Source organism: Pedosphaera parvula Ellin514, from assembly GCF_000172555.1.
Taxonomy (GTDB): domain Bacteria; phylum Verrucomicrobiota; class Verrucomicrobiia; order Limisphaerales; family Pedosphaeraceae; genus Pedosphaera.
In genome coordinates, this window is sequence record NZ_ABOX02000004.1 from 68,823 (window position 1) to 89,663 (window position 20,841).

The window sequence follows — 20,841 nt, forward strand, 5'->3', positions numbered from 1 at the left end:
ACTATTCCTTTTTATTTGCTGATTTATTGTGTGGTCGAGCCGGTACCGGGCTCCGTCGTATTGGCCAAAGTATTGAGTTCCTGGTGTGTTTGCCGAAGGCTGGTTTCGGTCATCACCGCCATGGTTTCCACTTCTCTTTGAAGATAATTATAGTCTGCGCGCTGTGCTGCGCTGATGCGGCGTATCGCAGCCGCCATCTCTTGTTTGTCCCCCGCCCGCTTCTCCTCTGCCATTCTCGTTGCTTCCGTCAAAAGCTGCACTCGCTGATTATCCAATGCACTCTTCAATTCAGCTTGAAATTCCCGCCGCATCTGCTGCTGAAGGACAACGCTCTCCGTCTTTGAAAAAAGTCGGGACATCCCCAATCCACAACCAAGTCCCAATATTAAAGCTGCAGCAATTCCCCATTTCATCATCGGCTGCACAAGTGGGCGCTTTGCTGCTGCCGGCAATTTCCAATCGTCGAGCGAATTCATCACGCCTCTCCACCGGCTTACCTTGTCGCGGCAGTCGGCGCACTGCGCAAGATGTGCGGACATCTCGTCTTTCTCGGCAGCTGCCGATTCGCCATACAGATAAGCCATCCATTGTTCCTGCGTGGGATGCTTCATATCAGAGGGATTTCGTTCCGCTGTTTTGATCGATTGCATGATGTTTCTCCTACGTTCGTTACCTGACTTAAAATCCGGTTGAGTTGAGATAAAGCCTCGACCATGCGCGATTTCACCGTGCCTTCGGGAATCTGCAATACCTCAGCGATTTCACGAAATTTGAGCCCCTCATAATGGCGCATGACGACCACCGTCCGGTAGGGCTCGCCCAGCTTCAGCAACGCGGTCCGAACCATGTCCGCCCGCTCCTGTTCCACGAGGCGCAGTTCAGGAGTGCTGGCATCGATGCCGATGATTTCTTCCCTGCCCGACTCCTCATCCTCTTCGAGGGTCATCTCCCCACGGCGATTGATTTTTCGCAGCTCGTCGTAGGAAATATTCAGGGCCACGCGCCAAATAAAGGTGGAAAACTTGCCAGAAGGTTCATACTCCTTCCGCTTTGCATAAATCCGGGTAAATGTCTCCTGGGCCAAATCCTCACCTCGATGCAGATCGCCGGTCATTCTGGCGCAGAGAGATTGGATCGGCTTTTCCCATCGTTTCACCAACTGGGCGAATGCCTGCGGGTCATCTTCCATTTTAACCCGCCACATTGCCTGCTCATCGGTGGCCGAAAAGATCGACGGTAACGATTTGAGGATCGAACCAATCATCAGTTTCCTGCGTTTTTCCCAGTTCTTGCCATAACCCAAGTCACTTCGGACCTTACAAGGGTTTAACGCCTGAGAGATGATTTTAGTTCGGAATTATTTTGGGAAGAAGAATCCTGGCAATTTTCCGGATTGCCAATAAACGAGAGCAGAGAGAGGAATGACAAGTTGCTCTTTGCTAATTCCAATGGACTAAGCACTTGATCAATAGGAGTTTAAAACCAGTCATCATCGATGCCATCCCCGTCGAGTGCCAAACCCTGTAGCAGTGGAGCCATGGGCTGTAATTCTGGCAGGGTCCGGGTTATTTTTTGGCGAAAGTTTTGGGGATAATGCTGTTCGCTATCACACCAGAGCTCAATAAATGAACGAGGTTGTAAAAAAGCAAGTTCTTCGCTTGAATTCAGTTTGCGGGCCATGATGCGACCAGATTATTCGTTAATTCCCCACCGGGGCGTGGATGTGCAATGATGATTGTGGCTGTGATGAATAAAATTGGCCATCAGACTTGAAGTGCGTTGCGCCATTTCGGAGTTGTGTCTGTTGGAGGGTTCTACTTCCTTATCAGGCCACTCATTCGGTTGGGAGAAAAAGTCCATCTTGGCTTTCCTGGCGACACTTTGAAGGTACACCTTCAACTGGGTTGAATCGGCTCCCCCTTCCTCGGGACAATCCACGAGATTAACCAACGCCATGGCATGGCCTTTCTCGGAAGTCCACTGGTCAATCCAGGATTTCACTTCGCCAGGCAATTCACTGGTCCCGTGGGAGGAAATGATGATGAGGTCCGCTGCCTCCGCATCCTTTACCGCCATCTCCTTCATCTTTGAATTTCCCAATAAATCAAACTTCCACATCTGATTGGAAAATATGTAGTCGCGCCCGAGTTGGCTTACCAAAAAATCGTAGGTTTCCTGAGCATGCTTCCCGGCAGCAAAATCTTCGTATGCAATGACGACATTGAAGAACGGTTTGATCTCCAGGTCCTGATTTGCTTCAGTAGTTGAGTGAATTATAGAGGTTTGCATGGTCCTGAAATTGAAAAAAGAAATAGACTTATTCACAATGGGGTGAGCACCCCAGAAATTTGACGCCAGACAGAAACAAAACGTGATTAGCTGTTATATTTTTAAGGATGTGAATAAATATCTCATGCGCGTCGAACATTCTGCCTGCCTCGCCAAAGTGTCGCTTATTGGGAGCATTTTCCTGCTGATGACAGCCCAAACTTTTGGCGAGGAAACGATAAGTGAAAGAATTCACGCCAAATTCCCGTCCGTGCGACAGTTGCCAACCGCAGAACTCGCTTCGTGGTTGAATGATACGAACCGACCTGCGCCTCTTTTATTGGATGCGCGTGAACCGGAAGAATTTGCCATCAGCCATTTGCCTCAAGCCCAGAGGGTCAATCCGGATGCTGAAGTAATACAATTGATCACCACCCTGCCGACAAACCGCACCGTCGTCGTGTATTGTTCGGTCGGCTATCGTTCATCAGCCCTTGCTGGAAGGTTGCAAAAATCAGGATTTACCAACGTCTGCAATCTTGAAGGTTCCATTTTCAAATGGGCAAATGAAGACCGCCCGCTGGAACACGATGGCAAGCCGGTCAAAGTGGTTCATCCGTATAACAAAAAATATTCCGCAAATCTTAAGGAATCAGCGCGGGCTCCACTCAGTAAATGAATCCCCATTCCGACAATTTCATCCGCAATCTGGAATTAATCCGTAGTGTTGTGGCTTTCACGGGACTGATGCTGTTGCTAACCTGGGAAAGCTTCGCTCCTTTTTTTGCTTATACAGCGGGCAGGCAGCGTGGAACACATGTTTTCCGCAATCTGGTCGTGGGTGTCATTAATGCCCTGCTGGTTGGTTTTGTTTTCGCCTCGCTTTGGTTTGCTGTTTCGCAATGGGCTGAAAGGAATCAGTTCGGTGTATTAAACTACTTGAAAGTTCCGATTGTGTTCCATTTCCCTGGAGCCCTGCTGCTACTTGATTGTTGGATGTATTGGTGGCACCGCATCAATCACCGCATCCCGTTCTTCTGGCGCTTTCATCGCATGCATCATTCCGATGTTCACATGGATGTAACTACTGCCAGTCGATTCCATCTTGGCGAGATCTTTTTTTCCTCCTGTTTGCGCATCCCGCTGATCGCGCTGCTGGGAATTCGCTTTTGGGAACTGATCGTGTATGAGACAATTATGTTCCTGGTTGTGCAACTCCATCACGCCAACGTGGGATTGCCGCGGAGAGTGGACAATCTCCTGCGCCTTTTGATTGTCACTCCGGCCATGCACAAGGTGCATCATTCCCGGTGGCGGATCGAAACGGATTCAAACTATTCTTCTCTATTCTCATTCTGGGACCGCTTGTTCCGTTCGTTTCGATTGCGCAAGGACTCCCACACTATTCATTTCGGATTGGACGAATTTGACCTTGCCGAAGACCAGACACTTTCCGGGCTCATGAAAACTCCCCTGGCAGAAAGGGCACCAAAGAATTTGGAACGAAAGTAAATCTTTCAGCGCCAAAAATAAGTAATCAGAGGCGCGACAGCCAGGCTCGGCAGGTAATCAGCCAATTGCAGCTTTTTCAGCTCCAAAACAATCAAGGCCACGCAGAATACCAACATGCCTCCCACTACGTTGACGGAATCCAGTAAGCCATTTTGACTCAGGAATGGCTCCAATCGCTGTACCCCCAAGGTAATGGTTCCCTGATAAATGAATACAGGGATCGCCGATAGCACCACTCCCCATCCATAGATACTCACAAATCCCATCGCAGCCAGGCCGTCCATAACCATTTTGATGGCCAGCGGTTGCCAATAGCCGGACAGCCCATCCGCCACTGCTCCCAGTGGCCCCAGTGGGCCGGCGCAAAACAAGAGTGTGCACAGAGTAAAACCTTCACTGATTCGATTAGGATCTTCTGGTCGTGATTTCGCAAATGATTGGCTGGCATGCTGGCCAAGACGATTCAACGTGCTCTGGATGCGTAATAGACGGCCAATAATTCTGCCAAGCGTCATGGAGAGTAATAAAATTGCCACCTGCTTTAACACCTGTCCGGCGCTCCCGTTCAAACCCATGACCGTGAGCCGAAGCCCCACGTACACGGTAATAACCCCCATGATTCCCCGGAGGGCGACCTGCGTGGACTGGGACAGCTGGCGGTTCCGGTTCAACCCAATCAAACCACCGATAAGGATTCCCAGCGCATTAAGAATTGTTCCCGTCAGGAGTGTTCCCGTCGACATGTCATCACTCAACCACGGCATTCTCCATCTTCAAAGCGCAAAGTTCAGCCGATTCCATTTCTCCTGCGAAAGCATCTTAAAAACAACATTGCTTTTCAGCGCATTACACGGCACATTTTCCATCTGGTTCGGGGCGTAGCGTAGGCTGGCTAGCGCGCGTGGTTCGGGTCCACGAGGTCGTGAGTTCAAATCTCACCGCCCCGACCATCTCTTCTCCGCCGGTATTGATTCCCTCCGCTACTCGCTGTTAACCTTCTATATGCAGCAAACAATGACCGGTGGGCAACACGCAACCGAGCCAAATCTGATTCTCCGCTTAACTTCCATCACAGAGCGGCTTGATATCGCCTCGCTTTTTTCCAATTCCCAACCCTTGCAAGTTGAGTTAGGCAGTGATGCAACGGCGTCATAGGTGGGAACCTGAATGGTGACGCCACGTTTATGCGCGTCGGCGAGGGCCTGGGTAATTGGCGCGCTCGTAAACGGTAACACCGCACATTTTCTCTTGCCGGGTTTTGGCCCATGCATTGCTTGAGATCCGCGGGTGCAGAAGAGTTGTGTGGGATAGCTTGTGCTATTCAGAGCATGTGGGTATAAGGATCGCTTTATGAAAAGCGTGAGAATCAGGCAGGAGCAGTTTCCCGACACGGTTATGCATTCCTTGGCTAATCGTGATGTTGCGCTGTGGCTTGGCGACGGCCTCGATCTCTCGTCGACCAATCTGGAAAACTTGCGAGAGTTCATTTCGTTGCCCTGGAAAATGGTCTTATGCGAGTCAAACGAGCCAAGATTGATCCAAACGATTCAATCTATCGATGCAGCTGGTACACCAGTAGACAGACGGCGCGGCTTTGTCCATGTAGTCGCTTCCGACCCCGAAGGAACCCAACTGCCACCGCGGGCGCTTCCGGTGTTCCTACTATCTGGTAGACGCGATGCCCAAGTACCGGAAGAGGCGGCTTCCTTGGGTCGTCTCGCAACTACCCGCCGCCGGCTCAATATGATCAACCAATTAGTTGCAGCCAGGCCGCGCACAGTTATCTTAGTGAGCGCCGGGCGAGAACAGCCGCTTGCCGACTTTTTTGCTCTCTGGAAAGAGGAATCCTTCCGCTCATTGATATGTCTCGTAAGCTCGGCCGAAGCCGATGCGAAGCGGATGGATGAATGGTTAGGCGAGTCAGGCTCCGCTCCGGCCGTGGACCATTGTGAATCACCTCTTAGTCTCTTAGTGCCATCTCTTGCGGGCCGGCTAAAAGCTGTTTTTACAGAAGACAGGCTGATCATTCGTATGAGGAATCAGAAGGGCTCGGCGTCAGACGTCGATATAACCCAAAGTGAACTTATTGAGCGTCCCCTGCTGGATAGATATGACCTTATCAGGTCTCGGGATCTCTCGTTACTTCAGCCGGACGAACTTGCCAAAGAGGAATTTGATGCCTTTTTTACGAAATCGTCATGTTCTTGGAAGCCCTATTCGGCCGGGTTGCCGTGGCCGCGCGACCAAAAAGCTGGTAATGCACTTATCAAAGCTCTTGAAACAGTTGCGGAGACCGGGCCATCCGAGAACTGCATCTGTTCGCTAGTGTCGGAGCCAGGTGCTGGAGGCACGACAATGGCTCGCATGTTGGCGTTCGAGGCTGCTACATTGGGGTATCCCGTGCTACTTGCCCGGCAGGCCCTCGAACAGCCCGACCCGCTGGAGGTCTCGAGTTTTCTGCACCGGGTCCACGTTGGATCCGCTGCAACGGAGCCCGGTGGAGCGAGGCCGACGGAGATTGACGCCGTTCCAACGGAAGCGTTTGAAACGCCTTGGCTAATTGTCTTCGACGTGGCGCATTGGGAGGGCAGGTCATCAGAACTGCGTGCATTTCTCGCAACCCTAACCTTTCGAGCGCGGCCTGTGGTGATTCTAACAATTAGCGGCCCGGAGGTTCCATTTGATTTAAGCCGTGGATCGCGGCTTCGACAGCTGAGTTACATCAAGCACGAGTTGGAAATAAGGGAGGCGCTGAATCTGGGCAAGCATCTGAACAAGTTCTTACGTAAAATCGGCAGGGAAAAAACAGAAAACGAATGGCGAGGATTCTGGGAAAACCACAGGCCGGACCACATAACCTCGAGCATTGCCCACTTCTGGATCGCCCTGGGGTTTTGGCTTAAGGGCCAGTTGGACATGGAGCAGTCCATTCAAAATTGGCTTTACGCCTCATTTCGTGATGAAGAGATCGACAATGATACTAGATTGATTCTATTAGAGATCGCGGCACTCAGTATCGAGCGCCAGCCGCTCCCGGAAGGATTGATGCCTCCATCACCTAGCCAGCGGTACCCCTACTCCGTCCTTTTGGAAGATATCAGGTCTTCTGTGCCTGCTCTGGCTCTTATCAGGGAATCCGTCGGGACGGAAAGACTCTGGGCGATGGCGCATGATTTGTTAGGCCGATATCTTGTGACTTCTACGTTTTTCGATCGAAAGATGATGGAGAAACTTCGTTTGACCGAAGCAACCGATCCTGTCGAACTTAGATTGCTGCTCCTGAAGAGGGTGATTTCCAGACCGGGGTTGGCGCTTAAGCCATTTAGACGCATGGCTATCGATTTCGCTGTGAAGGTGCTGAAGCTCGATGCGGATGGAAACCAAGAATTTGTGCCCTACTGGCGAAAAGTCTTAGACCTACTCAATGCCGTGCCAGCCGGCGTTCGAGAGGTAAGCAGAACGTTCAATCACCATGTGGCCATCTCGCTCCGGCGGGTAGCGAAACAAAGGGAGTTTGAGGTAACGCTGGACCAGCGTAGCGAATTGCTTTATCAGGCAGTGAGATACCTCGAATTTGCTCTGAACGACCTCGAGTACAGCCCGGATGAGGAAACCAACATAAACCTCTTGAACTCCCTTGCTCTCGCGTACCAGGACTTGGCTGACGTGGAACGAGAGAAAGGCACCGAGAGTAAGGTCATCATCGCCCTAAGAACGAAGGCCACGGAAACGACGTTGAGGGCGCTCCAAGAGGATCCTGGCAACAGCTATGTTCTCGAAACGAGTGCGAAAAACCTGATTCAAAACGGGGAGCTACATCCGGACCAAGCAATCTCAAGCGCGGCTGAAGCGCTTGGGTACATCTACCAGGCGGTCGCCCGTGAGCAATCTGAATTCAGACAAACCGAACTGACGCAGCTCGCAAATCGTGCCCTCAACCTGCTCCGCTCGGGGCGGCCCGAGCAGCTAAAGCAACTGAATGTTGGGGCTAATCCATTTGGCGTGCTCGCCGAGGCATGGCTAGTCCTGACTGAGGGGATACAGGACTTGAATAAGTACGATCTTGCCGACTTACCACAGCGTAACGTTAGTAACGCGCTGTCCGTTCTGGAAAACGCAGGAGAGAGGTCAAATTGGATGATTCTGAGATTCCGTTACGATCTCCTATGCGCGAGTAGGCCCGCTGATTTTTCCGCGCAGCTGCGGCTGCTTGATGAGCTTGAGGGCACCGGCTACCGCATGCCCCTGCAGATCCAGTTAGAACAGGCGATCCTTCTCCACCAGGAAGGCCGAAGCCCGGACGCCAATAGAAAATTCAGGAGCCTGCGACGCGAGTTTCTGCGCTACGACACGTTTGTCGATGTGCCGCCGCGTCTAACATGGCTACGTATCGGATCTGCAGGGCAGCGAAGAATCTGTGAGGCTCGCGTTGTGGAGCGGGGAGGTTACAGGCCTATGGCAAGAGTTACGGAGCTTAAAGGGGAGCTCGCCCCGTTTATTCCTCAAGACTTTGGCGCTCAGGATATGCCCCCGGGTCACAAATTCAAATGTTTAGTAAGCTTCGGCAGGAACGGTCCTTTCCTCAGACCTGCTCGCCAGGACACGGAATCGTAGCCACTCAACATGGGAACAAGCTTCCAGCCTGGGGACATTGCACGCGCGTTTGCATCGCGACGCGGGTGGAAAATCTCAAAACTGAACATCCTCGTCGAAGGAGAACATGAGCAGCGCTATTTTTCCTTGGCCGACCGGCTTTATCGGCAGAAGGAAAACAAAGCTCTGATCAGCACCCAAATCAGCATCTTTCCTACCGGCATCGGTGACGACGGGGGGGCCTTTGGACTGCAAAGAGATTTCCATCCGCTGAGGGCGATTATGGACGTAGACCTTTCTGCAGATGGGAAACGGGCGTGTTATGCAGTTGCACTCTTCGACGACGACATGCCCGGACGACGGGGCTGTAACTCTTTGACCGGGCAACACCTAACCTATCGTAAATGGCGCGACGTATTCTTGTTGCAGCGGTTGCTTCCCAGATCGACGCGCAGCCCTGAGCAAATGCAAAAATTGGTGGACGAAGCGAATCAACCTTGGCGAGGAATCGACTGTGAAATCGAGGACCTCATTTCAATCGATTTGCTGAGTGAATTCCTGAAGGGGAACCATAAAGCAGCCGAGAGAGAACCCCAAGAGGTAGCCGGGAGTGTTCGTTGCTCGCTAACGAGTGCTGGCAAGGCTCAATACGTGAGATTCGTTGAGGACAACGCTCTCCTCGCTGATGTCAGGTGCCTTGTCGATTTCCTGAAATCAATGCGATACCACCTCGGGCTTGAACCAGACGGCGACACCATGCCGCCGGCGGTTTAGACACTCGAAGTTTTTGTGGAGAAAGGTTGCTCCAGTGCATCCATTCGATCGCCAGTGGATTGTGGTGAGGGTGCAGGTCGCCGTCGGCCTTCTGAACCCCAGGCGGTTTTATCGTATCGTTAGGCCGCAAATGATGAATTCAGGCATTTCCAGAATTCCATGAAATGAGATTTCGCCTGTGACTTTGGGATCGTCCTGGTGCAACAGGCGTTCATTAAAAGAGTTCGAAATGGAGTTGATTGCTTAATGTATTTTGGTCGCTTTTTACTCGATTTTTGGGATCGCGACTCGGCGAGCCTGCGATGGACAGGGTGGGCCAGAACTTTGTGTCGCTATTTGTGTGTTTGTGACGCTCTGAGAAATGCTTGAATAGCTGGGTAAATCGGTAGGGGTGGTTGAGGGTTCAAATCTCACCGCCCCGACCATCTCTTCTCCGCCGGTATTGATTCCTGCCGCAACTCCCTGTTAAATTTTTTTATGCAGCAAGAAATGACTGCGGCGAAACCCGCGGCTGAGCCAAATTTAATTCTAAAGCTAAACTCCATCGTGGAGCGGCTTGATCCAATCCGGTTGTTTCCAAACTCCCAACCGCTGGAAGTTGAGCTGGGCAGTGGTGACGGCTCGTTTCTAATTAACTATGCCAGGCTGCATCCGGAACACAACTTTCTCGGCGTCGAACGTTTGCTGGGTCGCTTGCGGAAGGTGGATCGCAAGGGACGTCGGGCCGGGTTGATGAACCTTCGTGGTCTTCGGATTGAATCCGCGTACTTTCTGGAATATCTCCTCCCGACCGCCTCGGTAAACGCGTTGCATATTTATTTTCCCGATCCCTGGCCCAAACGTAAACATCGCAAAAATCGCCTGATTAACGAACGTTTTACCGAACTGGCCCGACAGGTTTTGATTCCTGGAGGTGTCGTATATCTTCGCACGGATGACCGCGATTACTTTGAACAAATGATCACGGTCTTTGCAGCTAATGCGGCTTTTCGCCCGGTGGAAACGCCCGACGAACTCAGCGCGGTTGTAACCGATTTCGAGCGCACCTTCCACTCGCGTGGGGTAAATACACTTCGGGCAGCTTACTCCCGGGCGGAATAAATCACTTCACTGCCCCTCAAACATCGATGACCGGTCCACCGCCATCGTCGTGCCGTGGAGGTGGAGGAGCCGGAGGCGGAGCCTGTTTGCGGACTTTTATCTGCGATCCGCCCGTGCCGGTGATAATATTTAAAATAAAACTGACGATGCTGATTATTAGAGCACCCCAGAAGGCTGCCTTAAACGAGTCGACATGAAAAGATCTCACCAATGATCCCACCCAATAAAGAAGCAGGGCATTGAAGACCAGCGTAAAAATCCCCAACGTAAAAATCCCCAGGAAGATTTTGAGCGGTCGAAATAAAGTGTTCAAAATCCCGAGGATGAAGGTCGCCACGAGCAAGCCGCCAATTGTCTCATAGCTGATGCCACGGACTATATAAAGCGCTACCAACACAGCGGCTGTGGTTATCACCCATCTCTTTAAAAATTCTTTCAGTCTGGAAGGCATGATTTAATCCAATCGTATAGACTAATACAGAATATCGCTCTTGTCCTTGATTATCAGCAAGCTTTCTATCGCCTAAAAAACGGTTGCTCAACGGTTCTGGACATGCAGGAATTCAACCTGCGTATCGGCCGTGAGGCTCACACGCCCCAAACAGGCTGGCAGTACCACAAATTGCCCGGCTCCTGCCAAAACCTTGATTTCGCCAAACCCAACCTCCAGACGGCCATGCAGTATGCCAAGAATTTGCGCCCCTTCGCTACGAATATAGAACCGCTGCCCGCGCTTGACCTTGCAGGCATCAATCCTGAATAAAGGATCGTCCACCAAAACCCGCACGCTGAATGTCGGGCTTCTCGAATAAATGCTTGTGATCAGCCGGGGTTCAAAATCCTCAAAATTGATGCTCTTGAGCGATTGTTCAATGTGCAATTCCCGCGGCCTGCCATCCAATCCCGTCCGATTCCAATCAAACACCCGATACGTCGTATCTGAATTCTGCTGGATTTCAAAAATCACACTTCCTGCTCCCAACGCGTGGACCCGCCCACTCGGGAGGAACATGACGTCATCTTTCTTGACCGGGATGCGATGAAAGCACTCCGCAACTGTTCCTTCTTTAATTTTCTGCTCGAACTCCGGACGAGTAACCCCTTTTTTCAAACCAACAAACAGGTCTGCCTCGGGTGTCGCTTCCGCGACGTACCACATCTCAGTTTTCGGTTCCCCACCCATGCTGGCGGCAATTTCTACGGGAGGATGCACTTGCAATGAAAGCTTTTCCTGAGCATCCAATATTTTCACCAATAACGGAAAGCTCTTCGTATTGCGACGGGACGCCCCCAATAATTCGTCAGCGTGATTTTCCATCAGCCAGCGCAGATCCTTACCAGCCAGAGGCCCATTCGCAATGATGCTGGCATCTCCTGGTCGATCAGAAATTTCCCAGGATTCCCCAATCGGCACATCAGGTGGCAGTGGCTTTTTGTAAAGCCGCTCCAGGTTGCGACCGCCCCACACGCGTTCCTTGAAAATAGGTTTAAATGTGAGCGGATAAAGCATCAGTGAAATGCGAAGCACGAATCAGCAGAGATGAATCCAGCAGCTCGTCATTCGTAATTATCAGGCAGCCGGAATCTGTTTCTCAATAAAATGTCCATGAGCGCGGAAACGTGCGTAACGCTGCTTCAATCGTTCAGCCGAAGTCAAACTCTCCAACTGATCCAGTTGCTTCAGGAGATGAGTTTTTAAAGTGGCGCCAGTCATTTTGGAATCGTTATGAGCACCACCAAGCGGTTCTGGAATAATCTCATCCACCAGTTTCAATTCGAGCAGATGTTTGGCGGTAATTTTTAAGGCTTCAGCCGCTTTGGGCGCCGCGGCACGATCCTTCCACAGAATCGCCGCACAGCCTTCCGGGCTGATGACGGAATAATAGGCGTTCTCCAGAATTAAAACCCGGTCGGTCACTCCAATTCCCAACGCCCCGCCTGACCCGCCTTCGCCAATGACAACCGCAATGGTGGGCACTTCCAACAACATCATTTCGCGAAGATTGACCGCAATTGCTTCAGCGATATGTCTCTCTTCAGCTCCAATGCCGGGATAAGCTCCCGCCGTATCAATCAGCGTGACAATCGGCAAACCAAACTTATCGGCCATCTTCATCAAACGGAGCGCCTTGCGATAACCCTCCGGATGCGCCGAACCAAAGTTGCGCAAAATATTCTCCTTGGTGTCGCGCCCCTTTTGGGTCCCGATCACCATAACCTTCTTGTCTTCCAGATAAGCAAAGCCTCCAACTACTGCGCGGTCTTCCGCATATAACCGGTCCCCATGCAACTCATTGAAACCACTAAACGTGTTCCGGATGTAATCCAGGGTGAATGGACGTTTGGGGTGCCGCGCCAACTGGACCTTTTGCCAGGGCGTTAAATTCGAGAAGATTTGCTTTTGAGTTTCAGCAATCTTTTCTTCAAATTTTTTAATTTCTTCTTCCGAGCTGACTCCCAGCGATCGGGATTGCTTCTTCAGTTCCTCAAGCTTTGCTTGAAGTTCAAAAATCGGCTTTTCAAAATCTAGCAGATTTTTCATGCGGCGGGCAGTTTAGGTTGTCATCACTCTCCACGCAATGCCGAATTCTGTACATTAAAAGAGCCAGATTGCTCTGGCTCAGTGATGATGGAGATTAATACGCCTTCACCGAGGCGCTCAGAAGGGTAATGAGGTCAACTATTTCACGCTGTTCGAACCTCACTACTAGCATAATCCCTATGCCAACCCTAAACGAACAGCGACATCTACTGAAATATAGATTGTTTAACCCATATTTCGTTCGGAAATACTTTAAATTATTTCCGAAAAATCTTTCAGGTCGCAACTCATTCTGAGAAAGAACAATTTTTCACTCACTTACCGGCCAGGCTTCACGTCCGAAAAAATCTTTGCCTGATTCCCTAATTTCAAAACCTTGGCCAATGGCGTCTCACCATTCGGCGATATCGATTCCGCTAACGCTTTTTCTTTCCCCGCCCCGGAAACCAGCACCCAAATGTCTTTGGCGGCTCCGATAGCCTTATAGCCAAGCGTAATCCGTTGCGGCGGCGGCTTTACTGCCCTCACTGACCTGTAAATTTCGGGCTTTTGTCTCTCCTCTTCCACTTCTTGCGGGAAGAGCGATGCCACATGCCCATCTTCACCCATGCCCAGGAAAACCAAATCCAACATCGGCTGCCCTGCTGCATTAAGCTTTGCCGCATTACAAATATTGCTCACTGCATCCGATAGCGCAAGTAACTCTCTTTCTTCCCCGCGAATTCGGTGAACCTGTCGCTCCGGAATTCCCAGCGGATCGAACAAAAGCTCTTTAGCCACAGCATAATTGCTCTCCGGATCAGTTGGCGGAACACAGCGTTCATCCGCCCAGAAAAAGTAAACACCATCAAAAGAAATTGGTTTTGTTTTATTTTGCTTAACAATTTCGTTGAAAAAAGCCTTGGTAATTCGCCCTCCGGAAAGTGCCACAGTGTAAATCACTGAAGTATCCCTTTTGGCCAATTCCGCCAACCAGCGTCTCGCCACTTCCTCCGCCAACTCCTTATCGTTCGCAAATGTCAAAAGTTCGTAGGCCATAATATTTCATCATCCAGTCTCCCGCTTCTCCTCCCGTTCAACACCAGGGCGACGCAGTTTGATCGCCGCCCTGGCAAAACCACAAAATGCTTAGGTCACCGGTTGCGGATCACGCCACACATGCCCGGCCTGCGACAGCAAGTCATCCGCCGCCACCGGCCCCCACGTTCCCGCGGAATAAAACTCCCGGTTCGTCAGCGGTTTGCCTTCCCAGCCCTTGCGAATGCTATCCACAATCCCCCACGCCGTCTCCACCTCATCACGGCGAATGAACAAGGTCGCATCCCCTGCCATCGCTTCCAGCAACAACCGCTCATAAGCCTCGGGCGTGTAAGCGCCAAACTCGCTGTTATAGCTAAACGACATCCGCACCGGCCGAACACTCGTGCTCGTTCCTGGAACCTTGCCGTTAAATCTCAACGAAATCCCTTCATTCGGCTGCAACCTCAGCGTCAACGCATTCGGGTCCAACTTCGTCCCGCATTGCGCCGCGAACAATACATGCGGCGTCGGACGGAATTGTATCCGCACCTCGCTCGCACTGAGCGGCAGATACTTCCCCGTTCGCAAATAAAATGGCACACCCGACCAACGCCAGTTATCCACAAACAACTTCAGCGCCACATACGTCTCCACATTCGAATCCGACTTCACCTTCGGCTCCTGGCGATATCCCTGCTTCATTTCCCCATTCACCACTCCCGCGAAGTACTGCCCACGCACCACCTGCTTGCCCACACTCGCCTCGGTTAATGGCCGGATCGACTTCAAAAACTTCACCTTCTCATCACGAATCGGCTCCGCATCCAGCGACACAGGCGGCTCCATTCCCACCAACGACATCACCTGCAACAAATGATTCTGCACCATGTCCCGCAATGCCCCCGCCTCCTCGTAATACCCACCACGACCACCCACACCCAGGCTCTCGCTCACCGTGATCTGCACGTGATCCACCAAGTTGCGATTCCACAGCGGTTCAAAAATCGAATTCGAGAACCGGAACATCAAAATATTCTGCACCGTCTCTTTGCCCAGGTAATGATCAATGCGAAATACCTGCTTTTCATGCGCGTACTTGGTCAATTCACCATTCAACTGCACCGCCGATGCCAAATCATGCCCAAACGGCTTCTCCACCACGATCCGCTGCCAGCCCTTCTCCTCGTTTTTATGCAACAGCCCCGCATTATGCAGCATCTCCACCACCTCACCAAACTGACTCGGCGACGTCGCCAGATAGAACAATAAATTATTCCGCAACGCCTCATTCCCAAACGACGCCAACTGCTGCTCCAACTTCTTGTAAGCCTCCAGATCGCCAAACTCGCCCTTGCAATAATGCACATGCTTCGCAAACTCCGCCCATACCGCATCATCCACCGGCTTCGTCCGCGAAAATTGATCCAGCGCCTCGCGCAGCTCGGTCCGCCACGATTCATCCGTCTTCTCGCGACGCGCAAAGCCGATGATCCGAAACTCCCCCGGCATCTGCTTCTCCTTGAACAAATGATACAGCGCCGGAATCAGCTTTCGTGCCGTCAAATCCCCGCTCGCGCCAAAAATTACCACTGAACAAGGCTCCACCGTCTTCCGCGCCTCATTCAAGCGACATACCATCAACTCATCCAATTGATCCTGTTCCATGAGCGGTAACATGGCTGACCCCAGCCATTAATTCAATCCTTCTTGTTTCCCCACAATCACAATCGCACCTGCCGATGACTCCCGGTAGCTGCTGATGGCTTCCACATCCTGGTCACTCCCTTCCAATCCTCCCGCGCGCAGCCAGCACGGCCAGGAATCAATCAGCTCATCTGATCTCTCATCCGCATAATTCACCAGATTGTGACACTTCAATGTTTCCATTTTCGTCCTCCGCAACGTTTCTTTCATTTTTTAACTCGAATTAAGTCGAAGTAACTCGAACTAGGTCGAATTCTCTCCGTTCCCAACTCCGTCCAAATCATTCAGCACCTCGGAGCAACTGACCACGGACACCGGGCCACTGACCGATTTATTTTTTTCACCGACCACCAGCGACTTCCACCGACCATTACCGACCACCACCGACCGAAACGCACCTGGGGTAAGTATTCTGATGTCGCTGCCCATTGCACTTTGTTGTTTTCGCAACTCTCATCCTTCAATCTTTCCTCTTGTTTCAATTCGAAAATCGAAATTCGCCATTCAAAATTTCCTTGGCCTTCCGATTCCTTCATTCACCAATCGAAATTCGCCCCTCGCAGTCTCCTCCGTCTTCATCCATCTCCTGATCGACAACCGAGTTCCTTTTCGACTGAAAACCCTCCTCATAAATTCTTTTCACCGTTATCTGGCGTTATCTGGCGTTATCCACCGTTAGAGCTTTCAAATTCGACACTCGAAAATCGGCATTCGAAATTTCGAGTCCCATCGGGACGACCGAATTAAAACCCCGGACAAGTCCGACATAGCCAAACACATCATACGCCATACAAACTCCCTTTGATCTCTAAACTAAAACATACTGATTACGTATCTATGCATTTCTTGTATAGAATGCGCACCAAACTTTCAACACATATTTATACTATTATTAACTTTAGCACCTAAACTCACATACTTCGTCCCATCCGTCCATATCAGCCTAGGCGGCCAAAAATCTTTGATTTAACCTGTTCGCTTTCCACATTTGCGTCCATCTATTGGTAAAATGATGAGCGATGACATGACGTTGGTTCGGGAATTTGCCCAAAGCAATTCAGAGAAGGCGTTCACCACTCTGGTATCACGGCACATTAACTTGGTCTATTCGGTCGCCCTGCGCCACGTCCGCGACCCTCATATGGCTGAGGAAATCACCCAGGGCGTTTTCATCCTCTTCGCACGCAAGGCAAAATCACTCAACCCAAAGACAATCATCTCCGGCTGGCTCGGCCGCACCGCCCGATACGTTTCCGCCGATACACTGAAAATTCAACGCCGCCGTCAATTCCGCGAACAGGAGTCGCACATGCAATCTATTTTGAATGAATCGGATTCAGAAGTCTGGACACAAATCGCGCCTTTGTTGGATGAGGCACTCGATTGTCTGGGGGAAAAAGAACATAATGCCATCGTACTCCGCTTCTTTGAAGGTAAGGATCTAAAACAGGTCGGCGCATCTTTGGGAATGCGTGAAGATGCCGCGCGAATGCGGGTCAATCGTGCAGTGGAAAAATTGCGGAAGTTTTTTGCCAGGAAGGGTGTGACACTTTCAGCATCGGCAATTGCCGGAGCCGTTTCAGCAAATTCCGTTCAAGCTGCGCCGGTTGGGCTCGCCGCCGCCGTTGCCGCCGCCGCATTTTCTGGAACCACCATTGCCACCGCGACAATCACTGCCGCCACCAAAGCCATGGCCATGACCACACTGCAAAAAATCCTCGTCCCAGCCACCGTCGCCGTGTTGGCCGTGGCAGGAGTCTACGAAGCCCGCCAGGCCGCGCAAATGCGCGATGCGGTTCGAACACTCCGGCAGCAGCAGGCGCCACTACTCGAGCAAATCCAGCAACTGCAAGGCGAGCGCGATGAAAGCGCGCACCAACTTGCCTCTCTGCGCGAGGAAAATGAGAGATTGACCCACGCCACCGGCGAGTTGCTAAGGCTGCGAGGGGAAGTGGGAAGACTCCGCAGGCAGTCGGACGAACTCAAACTCCTTCGTGATCACAACGCTCAATTGGGAGCGCCTCAGCCAGATGCCTCTGCCAGCAAAGGCTCAGCCCACCCGCCGGCAGTCGCAAAGATACTCATAACGCACGTAAAGCAGCCACAAGAGGTCGGTGAAGAGCAGATTCGCACGAACATCTCCATTAAGGTGGGAGACATTTTTGATCAGACGGCAGTGGCTCGTGATGTGCGCACCCTCTATAGCACCGGTTTGTTCCACAATCTTCGCGTGGCGGATAACACCACAGATGAGGGAGTCACACTGAACTACCTCGTACAGGAAAATCCAAGGATAAGCCAGATTCGCTTCGCGGGTAACTCCAAGTTCACGGAGGTCGAACTTGCCAAATTACTATCGTCCAGCGCCGACAAACCATCGGATGAACGGACACTCTCCAACGACGCACAGAAAATCCAGGACCTATACGTTCAATCAGGGTTGTCGGGCGCCAAAGTTAAATATGTGTTTAATGTGGATGAAGCCGTCGGGGCAGGTGAGGTAATTTTCGAAATCGCGGAATGACATGCCAAAAGTCCCTTATCCTCTCCCTCTCGGTCGTTCGGCATGTCCCCGCAAGCTTTACCTTTTTGTAGTGCCATAGGTTCTCTGCGCTCTCTGCGGTTTCTCCTTTTCCCATATCCCTCTCCATTTCTTCCCTGCCCCTCCAACTTCGGCTTCACGGACTTCAGATTGGACGATTTTGGAGTGCTCGGTAACACCAGTTCTGTATTGCAATGGCGCTCGCCGGTTCACTAACCGCAGCCGAGTCTGTCTGGCGCAACCACCTGATGTGCAGGCATCAACAATGAAGCGGTTTTTGCGCCAGCCTTTCCCAGGCCAAACGAACCATCATCTGCCGACCTACTGAAAGTTTATGCCAATCAACGCACGACGCGTAAAATCCCATGCCGGAATCTGAAAATGTAACAATTTCCCTTCAATGCTGTCTTGCGGTTAAATGATACCGACTGAAATGACCGGGCGACCCAAATCAAAACGCAGAACAGGACGAATCCGCCGTGGCGGCTGTGCGGCGTGGCGATGCCGAGCGTTATCGTGAACTCGTCGAGCGTCACGAACGCCGTGTCTACGCCGTCGCCTGGAGCCGTCTCGGCAATGCCGCGTTGGCGGAAGAAGTCACACAGGAGACGTTCATTCGTGCGTATCGGCGGCTCTGGCTGCTCGGCGATGGCGCAAAATTTTCCGGTTGGATCAATACCATTGCCCGTCGAGTCGCTATCAACTTCGGTCTGCGCCATCGCCGCGAACTGAATAAGCGCGAACGTTGGGCGTTGGAAAATGCTGACCAGTCCACCAAAGAAAATTCCGCCGTTGAAACCGGCCCACTCCACACACCGGAAACCTTGCGGCAGACTTTGGCCGAACTGCCCGCCGCGCACCGTGAATGTCTCGTGTTGTTTTATCTCGAAGGCCAGAGCGGTGCGGAGGCGGCGGCGGCGCTGGGAATTTCTGAAGCCGTCCTGCGTGTGCGCCTGCATCGTGCCCGCCACGCGATGCGTGAACGGCTCGAGGAAAAACTCGAAGGCTCGCTCGTAAAGTTGCGACCGGCCAAAACCCTCGTGCCTGCCGTTATGGCTGGTGTGCTGGCCTCCTCTACCACGAAAGCAACGGCTGCGGGCCTCGGTGGAACTGCCCTCGGTGCACTGGCCAAATTCACACCGTTCAAATTCCTTTTTTCATTTTTTGCCGCCGCCTCGGTTTTAACGGGAATTTTCTTACAATGGCTGTTCATGCGGCTGGAATCACGGAATTTCCTTGATCGTGATGGTTTCCGCGCCCGGTTGTTCCGCCGCAGTTCGCGTTGGTGGATTCTGTGGTTTGCTTTGATGATGCTCGTGATTTGGACGCTGGTCCCCTGGTTCGTTCTGTCATCGCTTCACCGGGGCGAAAGTTTGGCCACATTCTATCTTGTGTTGGCTGGCATCACTTCTGTTATGAGCTCAATAATGGCGAGGCGGCTGAAGATTATTCGCAACCGATATTTTATCGGAATAGTGGCAACGAATCTATTATTTGCCGTTTTCTGTCTAATGATTGGCCTGGGATGGATACCAATTCTTTGGACCGCTTACTTTGTGGCTGTGCAGATGATATTGATGTCATTCACTTTTAGCGGAAGGCCGATGCGGGCGGATTACAATCTGTTCCTCCGCTCAGTCGAAGGCATGCTAAAAAACGTGGAGCCCGTCATGGCCGAACCTGCGAAACGCCATGTTTTTAACAATTCAGAACTCTTTGATTTCGCCCGTTTTCTGGGAAACCGGTGGTTGGTAAACGATTTTCGCTTGATGAATAACGGACTTGTTCTGCGAATGTCACCGGTGAATATGTCGCTTTGGCATTTTAGTTTGGCCTTTTTTGCCTTCGGATCGCAAGGATCCAAATTAATCCTCCAACGGGACGGAACCGTTTCCGTAACCATGCACAAAAGGGACCGGCGGGCATTGCGCCAATTGCGCGGTGAAAATCCTTCGCCAAATGGGGAGCTTGAAAACAGGGTTGCCGCCGCTGCTGAATCCGCCTGGCAGAAATTCCGGGTCCAGGATTTCGCTGCGGCGGAACGCACGCTCGGTCAGGTGCCGGAATCTGAAGTATTTGTCCAACCCCTGGCAAAATCCCTTTCCACGCGATTGCAGCGGGCGTTCATGATTGGGATCGCCCTATTCACGGTGATTCAAACGTTCGAGATTAACCAACTGCTTCATATCAAGTCCGGTTTCACAATCTCAGATCAAAACTTGTCCGAGCAGAACTATAAGCTGGCAATGTCTAATTTGAAGACTGCTAAAACGGAAGAGAAACGGTTTTATGCACTCGGCGCTGCCGCCAAGGAAAGTTTTGTCGCAGGCAAGACTGAGGCCGCGCAAAACTACGCCGGGGAATTGATGACTTTGCTGCCAAAATATAAAGGAAACTGGAACTACGGCAATGCCATCCAGGACACCAATTTGGTTTATGGCCGAATTGCCGTGCGTGAAGGAAACATAGAAGCGGCGAAAAAGTATCTGCTCGCCGCCGGCAAAAGCCCCGGTTCCCCACAAATGAACAGCTTTGGCCCCAATATGACTTTGGCCGATGATCTTCTGAAAAAAGGCGAGCGCGATACGGTGCTGGAGTATTTCATGCTCTGCCGCAAGTTTTGGAAAATGGACTTCGGCAAATTGGATAAATGGATGCACGAGGTCATGGATGGAAAGACCCCGGATTTCGGAGCAAACCTATTTTATTAAATCAAATTTGCGTCTTTTAGTCCTGCTTTTGAACTGCTGCATCGGCCCCCATTTTTTCGCATTGCCCACCAAGG

18 protein-coding genes and 1 tRNA gene are annotated in these 20,841 nt (G+C 51.5%); 8 read left to right on the forward strand and 11 right to left on the reverse strand.

The window, feature by feature from the left end; all coding sequences use genetic code 11:
- Positions 1 to 23: 23 nt before the first annotated feature.
- The 4 genes from CFLAV_RS04100 to CFLAV_RS04115 all read right to left on the reverse strand — a co-directional run bounded on the left by CFLAV_RS04100 (position 24) and on the right by CFLAV_RS04115 (position 2,289).
- On the reverse strand, positions 24 to 611 hold the full coding sequence (locus tag CFLAV_RS04100; RefSeq protein ID WP_040546894.1) for an anti-sigma factor family protein: 588 nt from the start codon (positions 609 to 611) through the stop codon (positions 24 to 26).
- Positions 608 to 1,264: an RNA polymerase sigma factor gene (locus tag CFLAV_RS04105; protein ID WP_007413367.1), complete on the reverse strand. Its 657-nt coding sequence runs from the start codon at positions 1,262 to 1,264 to the stop codon at positions 608 to 610. Before CFLAV_RS04105 ends, CFLAV_RS04100 begins: the two co-directional genes overlap by 4 nt.
- Before the next feature lie 212 nt (positions 1,265 to 1,476).
- On the reverse strand, positions 1,477 to 1,680 hold the full coding sequence (locus tag CFLAV_RS04110) for a hypothetical protein (RefSeq protein ID WP_007413368.1): 204 nt from the start codon (positions 1,678 to 1,680) through the stop codon (positions 1,477 to 1,479).
- Between the two features lie 12 nt (positions 1,681 to 1,692).
- Positions 1,693 to 2,289 carry a hypothetical protein gene (locus CFLAV_RS04115; protein WP_007413369.1) on the reverse strand — a complete coding sequence of 199 codons (597 nt, stop codon included), beginning with the start codon at positions 2,287 to 2,289 and terminating at the stop codon, positions 1,693 to 1,695.
- A gap of 109 nt (positions 2,290 to 2,398) precedes the next feature.
- Between CFLAV_RS04115 and CFLAV_RS04120 the strand changes: the two genes are divergently transcribed.
- Together CFLAV_RS04120 and CFLAV_RS04125 are read left to right on the forward strand one after the other, a co-directional pair.
- Positions 2,399 to 2,947, forward strand: coding sequence for a rhodanese-like domain-containing protein (locus CFLAV_RS04120; protein ID WP_202796840.1), 549 nt, complete (start codon positions 2,399 to 2,401; stop codon positions 2,945 to 2,947).
- Positions 2,944 to 3,780, forward strand: a complete 837-nt coding sequence (locus CFLAV_RS04125) for a sterol desaturase family protein (RefSeq protein WP_007413371.1) — start codon at positions 2,944 to 2,946, stop codon at positions 3,778 to 3,780. The genes CFLAV_RS04120 and CFLAV_RS04125 overlap by 4 nt, the downstream gene beginning before the upstream one ends.
- A gap of 5 nt (positions 3,781 to 3,785) precedes the next feature.
- On the opposite strand, the gene CFLAV_RS04130 is transcribed toward CFLAV_RS04125, so the two are convergent.
- Positions 3,786 to 4,544, reverse strand: a complete 759-nt coding sequence (locus CFLAV_RS04130; protein ID WP_007413372.1) for a DUF554 family protein — start codon at positions 4,542 to 4,544, stop codon at positions 3,786 to 3,788.
- A gap of 108 nt (positions 4,545 to 4,652) precedes the next feature.
- Here CFLAV_RS04130 and CFLAV_RS04135 point away from each other — a divergent pair.
- The 4 genes from CFLAV_RS04135 (at position 4,653) to trmB (ending at position 10,248) form a co-directional block, all read left to right on the forward strand.
- Positions 4,653 to 4,730, forward strand: a tRNA-Pro gene (locus CFLAV_RS04135).
- 400 nt (positions 4,731 to 5,130) lie between these two features.
- Positions 5,131 to 8,394, forward strand: a complete 3,264-nt coding sequence (locus tag CFLAV_RS04145) for a hypothetical protein (protein ID WP_007413374.1) — start codon at positions 5,131 to 5,133, stop codon at positions 8,392 to 8,394.
- A 9-nt stretch (positions 8,395 to 8,403) separates the two neighbouring features.
- Positions 8,404 to 9,147 (forward strand): hypothetical protein, encoded by a 744-nt coding sequence (locus CFLAV_RS04150; RefSeq protein WP_007413375.1) that lies wholly within the window; start codon positions 8,404 to 8,406, stop codon positions 9,145 to 9,147.
- A 477-nt stretch (positions 9,148 to 9,624) separates the two neighbouring features.
- On the forward strand, positions 9,625 to 10,248 hold the full coding sequence (trmB, locus tag CFLAV_RS04155) for a tRNA (guanosine(46)-N7)-methyltransferase TrmB (protein WP_007413376.1): 624 nt from the start codon (positions 9,625 to 9,627) through the stop codon (positions 10,246 to 10,248).
- 16 nt (positions 10,249 to 10,264) lie between these two features.
- Here the strand turns inward: trmB and CFLAV_RS04160 are convergent, their stop codons facing one another.
- From CFLAV_RS04160 to CFLAV_RS04185, 6 genes are all read right to left on the reverse strand, one after another.
- The gene (locus tag CFLAV_RS04160; protein WP_007413377.1) at positions 10,265 to 10,699 is read right to left on the reverse strand and encodes a phage holin family protein; all 435 of its coding nucleotides are present in this window, start codon (positions 10,697 to 10,699) and stop codon (positions 10,265 to 10,267) included.
- Positions 10,700 to 10,786: 87 nt separating this feature from the next.
- A complete protein-coding gene (locus CFLAV_RS04165; protein WP_150107264.1) occupies positions 10,787 to 11,776 on the reverse strand; it encodes a type I phosphomannose isomerase catalytic subunit in 990 nt (329 codons plus the stop codon).
- A 42-nt stretch (positions 11,777 to 11,818) separates the two neighbouring features.
- Positions 11,819 to 12,790, reverse strand: a complete 972-nt coding sequence (locus tag CFLAV_RS04170) for an acetyl-CoA carboxylase carboxyltransferase subunit alpha (protein WP_007413379.1) — start codon at positions 12,788 to 12,790, stop codon at positions 11,819 to 11,821.
- A gap of 318 nt (positions 12,791 to 13,108) precedes the next feature.
- A complete protein-coding gene (gene pgl / locus CFLAV_RS04175) occupies positions 13,109 to 13,828 on the reverse strand; it encodes a 6-phosphogluconolactonase (protein WP_007413380.1) in 720 nt (239 codons plus the stop codon).
- A 90-nt stretch (positions 13,829 to 13,918) separates the two neighbouring features.
- Entirely contained in the window at positions 13,919 to 15,487 is a 1,569-nt protein-coding gene (zwf, locus tag CFLAV_RS04180) for a glucose-6-phosphate dehydrogenase (RefSeq protein WP_007413381.1), read from the reverse strand.
- 15 nt (positions 15,488 to 15,502) lie between these two features.
- The gene (locus tag CFLAV_RS04185; RefSeq protein WP_040546904.1) at positions 15,503 to 15,697 is read right to left on the reverse strand and encodes a hypothetical protein; all 195 of its coding nucleotides are present in this window, start codon (positions 15,695 to 15,697) and stop codon (positions 15,503 to 15,505) included.
- Between the two features lie 805 nt (positions 15,698 to 16,502).
- Here CFLAV_RS04185 and CFLAV_RS04200 point away from each other — a divergent pair.
- Entirely contained in the window at positions 16,503 to 18,038 is a 1,536-nt protein-coding gene (locus tag CFLAV_RS04200; RefSeq protein WP_150107265.1) for a sigma-70 family RNA polymerase sigma factor, read from the forward strand.
- A 497-nt stretch (positions 18,039 to 18,535) separates the two neighbouring features.
- Complete coding sequence (locus CFLAV_RS31800; RefSeq protein ID WP_007413386.1) at positions 18,536 to 20,767, forward strand: sigma-70 family RNA polymerase sigma factor; 2,232 nt, start codon at positions 18,536 to 18,538, stop codon at positions 20,765 to 20,767.
- The last annotated feature ends 74 nt before the right edge of the window (positions 20,768 to 20,841 follow it).